At 69.6% G+C, this 12,169-nt stretch carries 12 protein-coding genes; 3 read left to right on the top strand and 9 right to left on the bottom strand.

Annotated features, from left to right (window positions below; all coding sequences use genetic code 11):
- Both A5714_RS05165 and ctaD read right to left on the bottom strand, forming a co-directional pair.
- The coding region (locus tag A5714_RS05165) for an ACT domain-containing protein (RefSeq protein WP_304528503.1) at nucleotides 1–761 on the bottom strand (761 nt) is incomplete at its 3' end.
- 15 nt (nucleotides 762–776) lie between these two features.
- Complete coding sequence (gene ctaD / locus A5714_RS05160; RefSeq protein ID WP_068069482.1) at nucleotides 777–2,537, bottom strand: cytochrome c oxidase subunit I; 1,761 nt, start codon at nucleotides 2,535–2,537, stop codon at nucleotides 777–779.
- Between the two features lie 176 nt (nucleotides 2,538–2,713).
- On the opposite strand from ctaD, the gene A5714_RS05155 reads away from it, so the two are divergent.
- Both A5714_RS05155 and A5714_RS05150 read left to right on the top strand, forming a co-directional pair.
- Entirely contained in the window at nucleotides 2,714–3,820 is a 1,107-nt protein-coding gene (locus tag A5714_RS05155) for an iron-siderophore ABC transporter substrate-binding protein (protein ID WP_068283410.1), read from the top strand.
- Nucleotides 3,821–3,934: 114 nt separating this feature from the next.
- Nucleotides 3,935–4,975 carry an NAD(P)-dependent alcohol dehydrogenase gene (locus A5714_RS05150; protein WP_068069423.1) on the top strand — a complete coding sequence of 347 codons (1,041 nt, stop codon included), beginning with the start codon at nucleotides 3,935–3,937 and terminating at the stop codon, nucleotides 4,973–4,975.
- Between the two features lie 6 nt (nucleotides 4,976–4,981).
- On the opposite strand, the gene A5714_RS05145 is transcribed toward A5714_RS05150, so the two are convergent.
- Nucleotides 4,982–5,398, bottom strand: coding sequence for a DUF3349 domain-containing protein (locus tag A5714_RS05145; protein ID WP_068069420.1), 417 nt, complete (start codon nucleotides 5,396–5,398; stop codon nucleotides 4,982–4,984).
- 219 nt (nucleotides 5,399–5,617) lie between these two features.
- Here A5714_RS05145 and A5714_RS05140 point away from each other — a divergent pair, with 219 nt between their 5' ends.
- A complete protein-coding gene (locus A5714_RS05140; protein ID WP_082959574.1) occupies nucleotides 5,618–6,163 on the top strand; it encodes a DUF732 domain-containing protein in 546 nt (181 codons plus the stop codon).
- A gap of 46 nt (nucleotides 6,164–6,209) precedes the next feature.
- Here the strand turns inward: A5714_RS05140 and A5714_RS05135 are convergent, their stop codons facing one another.
- The 6 genes from A5714_RS05135 to A5714_RS05110 form a co-directional block, all read right to left on the bottom strand.
- Nucleotides 6,210–7,058: an SDR family oxidoreductase gene (locus A5714_RS05135; RefSeq protein ID WP_068283406.1), complete on the bottom strand. Its 849-nt coding sequence runs from the start codon at nucleotides 7,056–7,058 to the stop codon at nucleotides 6,210–6,212.
- A gap of 178 nt (nucleotides 7,059–7,236) precedes the next feature.
- Nucleotides 7,237–8,211 carry a class 1b ribonucleoside-diphosphate reductase subunit beta gene (gene nrdF / locus A5714_RS05130; protein ID WP_197502809.1) on the bottom strand — a complete coding sequence of 325 codons (975 nt, stop codon included), beginning with the start codon at nucleotides 8,209–8,211 and terminating at the stop codon, nucleotides 7,237–7,239.
- Between the two features lie 108 nt (nucleotides 8,212–8,319).
- Complete coding sequence (locus tag A5714_RS05125) at nucleotides 8,320–9,156, bottom strand: alpha/beta fold hydrolase (protein ID WP_231975777.1); 837 nt, start codon at nucleotides 9,154–9,156, stop codon at nucleotides 8,320–8,322.
- Nucleotides 9,157–9,186: 30 nt separating this feature from the next.
- The gene (locus A5714_RS05120; protein WP_068283403.1) at nucleotides 9,187–10,266 is read right to left on the bottom strand and encodes a hypothetical protein; all 1,080 of its coding nucleotides are present in this window, start codon (nucleotides 10,264–10,266) and stop codon (nucleotides 9,187–9,189) included.
- A 72-nt stretch (nucleotides 10,267–10,338) separates the two neighbouring features.
- The gene (locus A5714_RS05115) at nucleotides 10,339–11,361 is read right to left on the bottom strand and encodes a nitronate monooxygenase (RefSeq protein WP_068283400.1); all 1,023 of its coding nucleotides are present in this window, start codon (nucleotides 11,359–11,361) and stop codon (nucleotides 10,339–10,341) included.
- A 219-nt stretch (nucleotides 11,362–11,580) separates the two neighbouring features.
- Nucleotides 11,581–12,153 carry a TetR/AcrR family transcriptional regulator gene (locus A5714_RS05110; RefSeq protein WP_068283396.1) on the bottom strand — a complete coding sequence of 191 codons (573 nt, stop codon included), beginning with the start codon at nucleotides 12,151–12,153 and terminating at the stop codon, nucleotides 11,581–11,583.
- Nucleotides 12,154–12,169: the final 16 nt, after the last annotated feature.

Raw genomic sequence — 12,169 nt, 5'->3', positions numbered from 1 at the left:
ATCAGCTCCAGCTGCTCGGCCACCTCGTCGACCACGCTGGCGGGCAGTCCCGCCAGCGTCGCCACCCGCTGGTGCAGCGACTCCGCGAAGTCCAGCTCGCCGCGCATGGCCGCCTCGGTGATCGCCGCGACCTGTCCCTCGGCACCGGCCCGCGCCGCGAGCATCTCGATGACCTCGCCCTGCACCAGGGTCGAATCCACGTCGAACACGATGAGCCGCTTGGCCCGCCGCTCCAGGCTGTAATCCTCGACGGCCACGTCGACGCCCTCGTTGGACGACACCGTGTTCAGCGCGGTGCGCAGGGCCGCGTCGGCGCCCGGCGGCACCGAGACCCGCAGCTCCAGGCCGGTCACCGGGTAGTCCGAGACGCCGCGGATCAGGTCGATGTTCACGCCCAGCGCCGCCACCTCGCGGGCGACCGCACCGAACGCGCCGGCGGCGATCGGGCGGCCCAGCACGAAAATGGTGTGCGTCGACGGCTGCCGGATCACCGGCACGTCGTCGCTGCGTTCGATCGTGACGTCGAGCCCCACCGCATGGATCGCGTCCTCGACGGCGTCACCGAGCACGATGCTCTCGGCGACGGCCGGCGGGCAGCACAGCAGCACCCCCAGCGTCAGGCGACCGCGGATGACCACCTGCTCGACGTTGAGGAGCTCGATTCCGTGCCCGGACAGCGCGTCGAAGAGCGCCGACGTCACGCCAGGCTGGTCCACGCCGGTGACGGTGATGAGCACCGACACCTTCTGCGGGGAGTTCACCCGCGGCAGCCGCCGCTACTGGTCATGAGTCGCGCGGTCCGGCTCGGTCCGGGGGCCGAATCCCTTCGGCGACTCGAGAGCCGTGGCGTGCCGGCCCACGTGCGCCTCGGCACGCATCCGGTCCACCATGTGCGGGTAGTGCAGCTCGAACGCCGGCCGCTCGGAACGGATCCGGGGCAGCTCGGTGAAGTTGTGCCGCGGCGGCGGGCAACTCGTCGCCCACTCCAGCGAGTTGCCGTAACCCCACGGGTCGTCGACGGTCACGACCTCGCCGTAGCGCCAGCTCTTGAACACGTTCCACACGAACGGGAACATCGACGCGCCCAGAATGAAGGCACCGACGGTCGAGACGATGTTGTAGGGCTGGAAGCCGTCGCTGGGCAGGTAGTCGGCGTAGCGGCGCGGCATGCCGAGGTCGCCCAGCCAGTGCTGCACCAGGAAGGTGGTGTGGAAGCCGATGAAGGTCAGCCAGAAGTGCAGCTTGCCCAGCCGCTCGTCGAGCAGCCGCCCGGTCATCTTCGGGAACCAGAAGTAGATGCCGGCGTAGGTGGCGAACACGATGGTGCCGAACAGCACGTAGTGGAAGTGCGCCACCACGAAGTAGCTGTCGGTGACGTGGAAGTCCAGCGGCGGGCTGGCCAGCAGCACGCCCGTCAGGCCGCCGAGCAGGAACGTGATGAGGAACCCGACCGAGAACAGCATCGGCGTCTCGAAGGTCAACTGCCCCTTCCACATCGTGCCGATCCAGTTGAAGAATTTGATGCCGGTGGGCACCGCGATCAGGTAGGTCATGAACGAGAAGAACGGCAGCAGCACGGCGCCGGTGGCGAACATGTGGTGCGCCCACACCGCGACCGACAGCGCGGCGATCGACAGCGTCGCGTACACCAGCGTGGTGTAGCCGAAGATCGGCTTGCGGGAGAACACCGGGAAGATCTCGGTGACGATGCCGAAGAACGGCAACGCGATGATGTACACCTCGGGGTGGCCGAAGAACCAGAACAGGTGCTGCCACAACAGGACACCACCGTTGGCGGCGTCGTAGACGTGCGCGCCGAGGTGCCGGTCGGCGGCCAGGCCGAACAGCGCCGCGGTCAGGATCGGGAAGGCGATCAGCACCAGGATCGAGGTCACCAGGATGTTCCAGGTGAAGATGGGCATCCGGAACATCGTCATGCCGGGCGCCCGCATGCAGACCACGGTGGTGATCATGTTGACGGCGCCCAGGATGGTGCCCAGACCGGCGACGATCAGGCCGGTGATCCACAGGTCACCGCCCGCGCCGGGCGAGTGGACCGCGTCGGACAGCGGCGTGTAGGCGGTCCAGCCGAAGTCCGCGGCGCCACCGGGGACGATGAATCCGGCGGAGGCGATCATGCCGCCGAACAGGAACAGCCAGAACGAGAAGGCGTTCAGCCGCGGGAACGCCACGTCCGGGGCGCCGATCTGCAGCGGGAGCACCAGGTTGGCGAAACCGAACACCACCGGGGTGGCGTACAGCAGCAGCATGATCGTGCCGTGCATGGTGAACAGCTGGTTGTACTGCTCGTTGGACAGGAACTGCAGCCCGGGCGCGGCCAACTCCGTGCGCATCAGCAGCGCCATCAACCCGCCGATGAAGAAGAAGACGAAGCAGGTGACGCAGTACATGATGCCGATCAGCTTGTGATCGGTGGTGGTGATGAGTTTGTAGACCAGGTTCCCTTTGGGGCCCGTGCGGTCCGGGAACGGACGAACGGCCTCGAGTTCTCCCAAGGGGGGCGCTTCGGCTGTCAACAGCTTCTCCAAACATCCGGACGGGACGGTGGCCCAAATTCAGTGCTGAGAAGAATCTTAGCCGCCGATCCCGACGACGTCAGGGCTGGTCCTACAAACTGTCGTAAATGCGACGACGGCGCGGCGTGTCCGTCGGCGCGGCGGCGCCGACCTGCCCGGATGTTAGCGTCGGACGCGTGCGATTCGGCGTCATTCGGCCGGCCCGGCTGTGGGCGGCCACCGCGGCGACGGCGGCGGTCGTCGCCGCCTGCAGCGGCTGCGGGACCGGCAAGCCCGGCGTCGCGGCGACGACGCCCGCGCTGGTCACGCCCACCACGCAGATCGCAGGAGCCGGGGTGCTGGGCAACGACCGCCGCCCGGACGACTCGTGCGCCCGGGACGCCGCAGCGCCCGACCCCGGCCCGCCAACCCGGCCGGCCCGCAACGCGGCGGGGGTGACCCCGGACGTCGTGCAGGTGCGGTCGGACCCGCAGCGCATCGCGGTGCTCTCCGGCGACCAGCTCGACACACTGTGCGCCCTGGGCCTGCAGTCGCGGGTCGTCGCGGCGGCGCTGCCCGACGGCGCGTCGGGGCAGCCCGCCTACCTCGGCGGTGCGGTGCGCGGGCTGCCCGCCGCGGGCAGCCGCTCCAACCCCGACGTCAAAGCCATCGCGGCGGCGCACCCGGACCTGATCCTGGGGTCGGCGGCGCTGACGCCCACGCTGTACCCGCAGCTCGCCGCGATCGCCCCGACGGTGTTCACCGCCGCCCCCGGCGCGGCGTGGCAAGACGACATGCGCGGGGTCGGCGCCGCAACCGGGCGGGCCGGCGCCGTGGACGCGTTGCTCAACGGGTTCTCGCAACGCGCCGCCGATGTCGGCGCCCGGCACGACGCCTCGCACTTCCAGGCGTCCGTCGTGCAGTTGACCGACACCGCCATCCGCGTCTACGGAACCAACAACTTCCCGGCCAGCGTGCTGGGCGCGGTCGGCGTGGACCGCCCCGCGGCCCAGCGGTTCACCGACAAGCCCTACCTCGAGATCGCCGCCGCCGACGCCGACCTCGCGAAGAACCCGGATCTGTCGGTGGCCGACGCCGACGTGGTCTTCGTCTCGTGCGCCACCCCGGCCGCAGCCGCCCGGGCCGCCGGGGTGCTGGACAGCAACCCCTGGCGCAGGCTGTCCGCCAATCGGGACAACCGGGTCTACGTCGTCAACGACGAAATCTGGCAAACCGGCGAGGGTGTCATCGCCGCCCGCGGTGTCGTCGACGACCTGCGGCTGATCAACGCCCCGATCAACTAGCGCCGCAGATCACACATCGTCCTAGGCTGGTAGGGGTACCCGACGACTGGTCGTGGGACTTTTACCTTAGCTAAACTTATTCGAACGACGTCACCACATCGAAGAGGAACATTCATGAGAACTGTTTCGGCGTACGCCGCGACGTCGGCGACCGAACCGCTGACCAAGACGACCATCGAGCGGCGCGACCCGGGCCCGCATGACGTAGCAATCGACATCAAGTTCGCCGGCATCTGCCACTCCGACATCCACACGGTCAAGGCCGAATGGGGCCAGCCCAACTACCCGGTGGTCGCCGGCCATGAGATCGCCGGCGTCGTCACCGAGGTCGGCTCGGACGTCACCAAGTACAAGGTCGGCGACCACGTCGGCGTCGGCTGCATGGTGGACTCCTGCCGCGAATGCAGCAGCTGTAAGGCCGGGCTCGAGCAGTACTGCAAGCGCGGCGCGACCTTCACCTACAACTCGATCGGCAAGGACGGCAAGTCGACGCAGGGCGGCTACAGCCAGGCGATCGTCGTCGACGAGAACTACGTGGTGCGCATCCCGGACTCGATCCCGCTGGACAAGGCGGCGCCGCTGTTGTGCGCCGGCGTCACCCTGTTCTCCCCGCTGCGGCACTGGAACGCCGGCGAAGGCACCCGGCTCGGGATCATCGGCCTGGGCGGTTTGGGACACATGGGCGTCAAGCTGGGCGCGGCGCTGGGCGCCGAGGTGACGGTGCTGTCGCAGTCGCTGAAGAAGATGGAGGACGGGCTGCGGCTGGGCGCCAAGCACTACTACGCCACGTCCGACCCGGACACCTTCAAGAAGTTGCGCGGCAGCTTCGACCTGATCCTGAACACGGTCTCGGCGAACCTGCCGCTCGGTGACTACCTGGGCCTGCTCGACGTCGACGGCACGCTGGTGGAGCTGGGCATCCCCGAGCACCCGATGGAGGTGCCGGCGTTCCCGCTGGCGCTGGCGCGGCGCAGCCTGTCCGGGTCGAACATCGGTGGCATCGCCGAGACGCAGGAGATGCTGGACTTCTGCGCCGAGCACGACGTGACCCCGGAGATCGAGCTCATCGAGCCCGACTACATCAACGAGGCCTACGAGCGGATGCTGGCCAGCGACGTGCGCTACCGCTTCGTGATCGACATCTCCAAGCTGTAGCGAGAGCTACAGCGACGCTTCTTCGGGGGCGGGGCCGCGGGCGGCAAGCTCTGCGGCCTCGCCCCATTCGTCGCCCGGGATGACCTCGCTGACGTCGATGCCGGCCAGCGGCCACCCGACCGAGGCCAGCGTGGCGGCCACCCGGATGACGTTCTCCGGCCCGGCGTCGTAGTGGGTCATGTCGGAGATGAAGTGTGCGATCTCGTCGCGATCGATGGGGTGATCGATCGTCTCCGGGGACCCCTCGTGATCGGTGATGTTGCGCACCACCTCGGCGATCTGCTCTTCGGTCAGCGGGGTGCTGCGCAGCAGCGCCAGCAGCGGCACGCGGTCCGGGCCCGGGACACCCTCGGGGTAGCCGGCGCGCAGCCAGCGAAGAACCGAGTGGAGGAACTTGCTCGTGTGTGCGGCAGTGTTCGTCACCCCAACAGTGTCAGGGCTGCGGCAGCTACCGCGCTAGCGGGCCGTCCCGCCACACCGACAATTCACGCGCAGTTCATACACCGCTCAGCAGCCGGTGCATTGGCGCTCTGACCAGGTCGCGGGCCCGGCCGAGACCGGGCTGTAACGAACCGGTGACCTTCGCCGAAATGAAAAGAGTTGCACGACAGCACACTTCCCCCAACGCTCGAGGAGCACTGCATGCCCGCACTGAGGAACCGCCCGTGGCCTGGACAGACGCTGCGCCGGCCGGCGGCACCGGTCTCCCCGACTTCCGGTCTCCTCGGTGCGGCCGCGGCGCTCCTTCGCCCCTTGGCGTTCGCGGCGGGCGTCGCCGCGGCGGGCGCGGCGTTGCCCGCCGTCGCGCACGCCGATTCCCCCACCGACTCGATCACCACGGCGCTGACCGGCGCCGGCAGTAACGGCTCGCTCAGCAACGCCCTCGCCGGCATCGGCCGGTCGATCTGCCCCTCGCTGGTCAAGCCCGGCGCCACGCTGGCGTCCATCACCTCGCAAGTGGCTGGTACCAGAGGACTTTCGCCGGGCATGGCCGGGTTGGTCACCAGCATGGCGATACAGATGGAATGCCCCGGCGTGATGACGTCGCTGGCCAACGGCAACATGCCGTTCCCGGTGCAAGGGCTCGTCGGCTCGGGCCTGCCGTCGCTGCCGGGCGCCGGCCCGGGCCTGCCGTCCCTGCCGGGCGCCGGCCTCGGGCCGAATGCGCTGGGCGGGCTGGGCCGCTGACCCACGCGGTCGAGTCGCGCCGGCCGACGCCGCCGGGCCGGATCGGTCAGGCGTTGACGCCGCGGCCCAGGCCGATGAGCCGGTCGCTGACTTCCCGAAGTCGTTCGGCGACAAGGGTATCCGTTGCCAATGCGGAGGGCTGCTTGACGCAGTTGTTCTCGAAGTACTGCTCGGTGACGCCGTCCAGGCTCGGGTCGTCGGCGACATAACTGAGCCGGCGGCCGCCCTCCTCGGCGGTGATCATCATGAATCGCTTGAGGACGGCGAGCGCCGGCTTGGTGTACCACGGCGCGCCATCCCAGATGTTGCTCCTGACCTGGCCGGGGTGCACCGCGTTGACCGTCACGCCCGTGCCGCTCAGCTCACGACCGAGGCTGCGCGCGTAGAGCACGTTGGCCAGCTTGGACCGCGAATAGGCCTTCAGGATGCTGTAGCCGCGGCGGTAATGGAGGTCGTCGAAGTCCATGGTGCCGCCGTAATGCCCGATGGAGGCGGTGAGCACGATCCGTGACGGCGCACTGGCGATCAGCAGGTCCTTGAGCCGCTGGGTCAGCAGATAGCCGGCCAGATGATTGACGGCGAAGGTGGCCTCGTGGCCGTCGAGCGTCTCCGTGCGGCGGGCATAGACGGTACCGGCGTTGTTGATGAGCACGTCGAGCCGGTCGTAGCGGGCGAGCACCTCGTCGGCCAGCGCCCGCACCGCATCCAACGACGTGAAGTCGCAGACCAGCGTGTCGACGCGGCCGGCGCCGCGCTCGGTGACGCGCGCCTTGGCGCGGCATAGCTTGTCCGGATTGCGGCCGACCAGAACGAGGTGACGACTCCCGGTCGCCAGTTGCGCAGCGCATTCCAGCCCCACACCGGACGTCGCGCCGGTGATCAGGATCGTCTTCATGCATCAGCTCCCCGTGCCATGGGTCGTCTGCGGAGGTGTGAGCGACTCGGCCGGGCGCGGAGGGGGGCGCCGGCCCGACGCGTCGTGCGGACTCAGTGTGCCAAAGGGGGGCGGAGAATTCTCGTCAAGTGCGACGAAATCTTTGCTGCGAGAACCGAACCGGGCGGCGAGGCTTTGTTTAGAAGTCCCAGTCCTCGTCCTCGGTGACGACGGCTTTGCCTATCACGTAGCTCGAGCCCGAGCCGGAGAAGAAGTCGTGGTTCTCGTCGGCGTTGGGCGACAGTGCCGACAGGATCGCCGGGTTCACATCGGTCTCGTCGCGCGGGAACAGCGCCTCGTAGCCGAGGTTCATCAACGCCTTGTTGGCGTTGTAACGCAGGAACTTCTTGACGTCCTCGGTCAGCCCCACCTCGTCGTAGAGGTCTTGGGTGTATTCGACCTCGTTGTCGTAGAGCTCGAAGAGCAGCTCGTAGGTGTAGTCCTTGAGCTCGGCGCGCTTGACCTCGTCGACCAGGGCCAGCCCGCGCTGGTACTTGTAGCCGATGTAGTAGCCGTGCACCGCCTCGTCGCGGATGATCAGCCGGATCATGTCGGCGGTGTTGGTCAGCTTGGCGCGGCTCGACCAGTACATCGGCAGGTAGAACCCCGAGTAGAACAGGAAGCTCTCCAGCAGCGTCGAAGCCACCTTCCGCTTGAGCGGTTCGTCGCCCTTGTAGTACTGCATGACGATCTCGGCCTTGCGTTGCAAGTTCGGATTTTCCTCCGACCAGCGGAAGGCGTCGTCGATCTCGGCGGTCGAGCACAGCGTCGAAAAGATGTTGCTGTAGCTGCGCGCGTGCACCGACTCCATGAAGGCGATGTTGGTGTACACCGCCTCCTCGTGCGGGGTCAGCGCGTCGGGAATCAGGCTGACCGCGCCCACCGTCCCCTGGATGGTGTCGAGCAACGTGAGCCCGGTGAACACCCGCATGGTGAGCTGCTTCTCGTGGGCGGTCAGGGTGCCCCACGACGGCAGGTCGTTGGACACCGGCACCTTCTCCGGCAGCCAGAAGTTGCCGGTCAGCCGCTCCCAGACCTCGGCGTCCTTGTCGTCCTGGAGACGGTTCCAGTTGATCGCCGAAACGCGGTCAATCAGCTTCATGTTTTCGGTCACCAGAACCCCACTTCAACCGGACGGCTTTTCAGTACACCGACACTACCTCTGGGGCCCGACAAGCCGTCGCAATACAAGTGGTTGTGTTTGCGTGTCGCCGGCGCCGCGCTACACCGAGGCCAGGATCAGGCGCGCGGCCGCCTCCGGCTGATCCCAGTGCGGGAAGTGCCCGCACTCGTCGAACCAGTGCAACCTCGCGTCGGGGAACGCCTCCCAGGCGCGCATCGCCTGGCTCGGCGTGGTGACCCTGTCGTTGCGGCCCCAGCCGATCACCACCTTGCCGTTCAGGGATCCGGCGGCGGCGCCGAGTTGTTTGGGTCCGTGCACCAGGGCGCGCAATGCGGCGTCGAGGCTCGAGGCCCGGCCGAAGCTGCGCAGTTCCTCGAGCACCAGGCGCGGCGGCAATCGCCACGGCTTGGCCGAGAACTGCACCAGCAGCGCCGTGCGCCCCGCCGCCGTCCGGGTGAGCGCCGGCACTACCGGTTGGATGCGCCGCACCAGCGCGATCGAGGCGCCGACCGTCGCGCCGAAGACCCGCACCTGACGGTCGGTCCAGAAGCCACCCGGGTCCAGCGCGACCACGGTGCCGGCGTGCCCACGGCGGGCCATCTCCAACACCATGCGCGCGCCCATCGAGCTGCCGACGACGTCGACCTCGCCCAACCCGTGATGGGCGATGAACGTTTCGACGGCGTCGGTCAACGAGGCGATGCTGACCTCGCCGGGCAGCGGCGCGCTGCTGCCGAAGCCGGGCAGATCGACGGCGATGACCTCGCGGCGCGCCGCGAGCGTCGGTGCGACCAAATCCCAGGTGGGCCAACTCGATCCGAGTCCGTGGATGAGCAGCAGCGGCGTGCCGGCGCCGCGTCGCACGAACTCCATCCGCCGGGCCACCTCGTCCGCGCTCACGGCGCCCCCGCCGGTGCCGGCGACCTCGTTGCGCATAGCCCTGCCGGTTACCCAGCACGCGACGCTTCAATCCGCCGGGTCGATGACCTGAACGACGCCGTCGGCGGCGCCGGCGACGAAGAGCCGGCCGGTGGCGGCGTCGACGGCCACCGTGTAGGCGTCGCGCACCGTCGAAAACCTTTGCACCACAACGGGTGCGGCACCGCTCATGTCGTAACCGAGCACTTCGTTGGTGCCCGACGACGCCACCCACAGGCGATCCCGGGTGGCGTCGTAGGCGATGCCGTAGGGGGCCCCCGGTTGCGCGACGACGGCGACCTCGCGGGGCGCCGGTAAGGGCGTGAAGACGCGGACGGCGTTGCCGCGGGTGTCCGCGGCGATCATGCGGCCGTGCCGGTCGGCCACCAGGTGTGTGGGCCCGGCGCCCGCGGGTGTGGCGCCCACGATGGTCAGCCGGTCGGCGTCGTAGAGGGTGAGGTCGTTCTTCCGCACGTCCAGCACGCCCATCGTGTCGCCCACTGCGGCCACGCCCGCCGGTTGCACGCTGTCGGTGAAAATCTTGACGACCCGGTCACCGCGCACCGCCGCAACCGTTCCGCCGTGCTCGTTGCCGACGAAGACCGTGCCGTTGGCTGCGGCCGCCGCGTCGTGCGGCGCGCTGCCCGTGGTGATCGGCGGCTGTATTACGCCGCGCGGCAAGTCGATTCGCAGCAAAGCGTTGGCGCTTTCGACCGGAACCAGCAGGGGGCCTCGGGGCCCGGCGAGTTGCAGGTGACGCACCGTCCCGGGAAGTGGGACGCGGGTGGTGATGACGCCGCTGGCCACGTCCATCAGCACCACGGCGTCCGGGTCACGCGTCGCGACCGCGACGGTCCGGGTCGCGGCGTCCACCGCGATGCCTTCGGCGCCTCGGCCCACCGCGAGCACGCGCCCCGCGGGGGCCGCGATCGGTGGCGGGGCGTTCTGCGGTTCGGCCGCCGGCGGCAGGGCGGCGGCGGGCGGGCGGCTGCCTTCTGTGGGTACGCCGGGCAGCAGCAGGCCGGTGGTCGTCGAGCCCGGGCTCGACGGCGCGGCCTGGTGGCCGCACGCCACCAACACGCACGCGGCGAGCAGCCCGCAGCTGGTGACGAGGGTCCTGGCGCGCAACCGCGGTCCTTTCCGTTGAGCAGCAGGCGATCGGATACCCGGGGCGGCCGTCGCCGACACCCGGGCGCACGCCTACGGCCTCAGCGCGCCCACGATGTCGCCGGCCGGTCCCGCGGTCGCGGCCCGAAAACCCGACCCGGCCCACATGGCCACGCCGTGCGGATCCCCCGCCCTTAGCGACGCGGCCTGCAGCGGCGCGGTCATCCGCGCGATCTCCGGGAAGCCGCACACCGCGTAACCGTCGTACGTCTCGACGAACCGGTTGGCCAGGGCGCGCGCGTAGCGTCCGGTGAAGGCGCGGGTGATCACCGTTCGGGTGAACTCGGGGTCGCGTAAAGCGCTGCGGTACAAAGGGTTCGTGCCCGCCTCGTCCGCCAACAAAAACGCCGTTCCCACCTGCACCGCGGCGGCGCCCGCCTTGCGCAGCCGGCGCACGTCCGCGGCGTCGCCGACGCCGCCCGCCGCGATGACCGGGCATGCGAAGCGGTCGACCAGTTCGGCCACCACGGTGTCAAGCGGGTCGGCGGCGGGCGGTTGCCGCGCGTCGTAGGTCGCCCGGTGGCCGCCCGCGGCGGGGCCCTGGACCACCAGCGCGTCCACCCCGTCGCCCACTGCGATCAACGCCTCGGCCACCGTGGTGACGGTGGCGACGGTCACGATGCCCAGCTCGCGCAGCCGACGGCAGGTGTCGCGGCCCGGCGGGCCGAACGTGAAGGACACCACCTCGGGCCGCAGGTCGCAGACGACGTCCAGCTTGGCGTCCCAATGGTCGTCGTCGTGTCGCGGTTCGCCCAACTCGGTCCCGCACTCCCGCGCCAGCGGCGCCAGGTGCGCCGCGAAGCGGGCGAGCTCGTCGGCGTCGGCGACACGCGGTTGCGGCACAAAGAGATTGACGCCCACCGGGCCCGCGGTGAGGTCGCGGGTCTGCACGATCGCGTCGGACAAGCCGTCGGGTGTCACGAGGCCGCCCGCGAGGAAGCCCAGCCCGCCGCTGTCGGTCACCGCCGCCGCGAGAGCCGGCGTGGACGGGCCACCGGCCATCGGCGCCGCCAGCACCGCCACGCTCAGATCGCGCAGGGCGAACCGGTCACTCATGACGCGACGTCGGCCGGGCTGCAGTCACATTCGCCGAGGCTAGAGGACTTCGCGCCGCAAGGGTGCCGGTCTGACGCACACTTTGCGGGCGCTCGCGCACGCCTGGAGAGACGGCCCCCACCGATGTAGCCGTCGCGTCGTCGAGGCCGTCGAACACCGATGACGACGCCGGCGTGGACGCGGCCGGCGCCTTCGTCGCGCTGTTGCGACGCTGATCGGCTATCCCGCTTTCGGCAACAGCGAGATGAGCGTGTCGACCAATTCCTCGGCGCTGGTGTGCCACTTGTCCAGGTCCAGGTGCCCGCTCAAGTCCAACCCCGTGATGCCGTGCGCGCTGGTCAGCAGGACGGCGCCATAGCGACTCGCGCGCTCGCGTCCGGTGAGGCGGCCGACCATGTCGAGGAAGAGCCCCTGCGTCCGCTCGGCGGCCTGCCGCGCCGCGGTCGGGTCACCGGACGGCGGCGTGAACATCAAGCGGTACAGATGCGGCCGAGTGCGGCCGAGTGTGATCAGCGAGAGCAGCGCCGAGCGCAACGCGTCCTCGGGCGCGTCGTCGCCCGCGGCCAATTCCTCGAGGGCGTCGCCCAATTCGCGCAACGCGTTGGTGGCCACCACGGTCAGCAGGGATTCCTTGTCGGCGAAGTGCCGGTAGGCAGCCGAGCGCGACACCCCGCTGCGCGCCCCCACCTCGCGCAGCGTCACCGCGCCGACGCCGCCGAGGTCGAGGAGGACGCCGGCCGCCTCGACGAGCGAACGGCGGGTCGCCGCGGCGCTTTCCGCTCGTGTCGTCATCCGCCGAGCATAAGCC

Source organism: Mycobacterium sp. E2462 (assembly GCF_001672685.1).
Lineage (GTDB): Bacteria > Actinomycetota > Actinomycetes > Mycobacteriales > Mycobacteriaceae > Mycobacterium.
This window is presented reverse-complemented; position numbering and strand designations above follow the sequence as displayed.

What these genes read in the sequence shown, in the direction of transcription:
- A5714_RS05150 (WP_068069423.1), top strand. Translation starts at nt 3,935, where the DNA reads ATGAGAACTGTTTCGGCGTACGCCGCGACGTCGGCGACCGAACCGCTG.
- A5714_RS05140 (WP_082959574.1), top strand. Translation starts at nt 5,618, where the DNA reads ATGCCCGCACTGAGGAACCGCCCGTGGCCTGGACAGACGCTGCGCCGG.
- A5714_RS05135 (WP_068283406.1), bottom strand. Translation starts at nt 7,058, where the DNA reads ATGAAGACGATCCTGATCACCGGCGCGACGTCCGGTGTGGGGCTGGAA.
- A5714_RS05125 (WP_231975777.1), bottom strand. Translation starts at nt 9,156, where the DNA reads ATGCGCAACGAGGTCGCCGGCACCGGCGGGGGCGCCGTGAGCGCGGAC.
- A5714_RS05115 (WP_068283400.1), bottom strand. Translation starts at nt 11,361, where the DNA reads ATGAGTGACCGGTTCGCCCTGCGCGATCTGAGCGTGGCGGTGCTGGCG.
- A5714_RS05110 (WP_068283396.1), bottom strand. Translation starts at nt 12,153, where the DNA reads ATGACGACACGAGCGGAAAGCGCCGCGGCGACCCGCCGTTCGCTCGTC.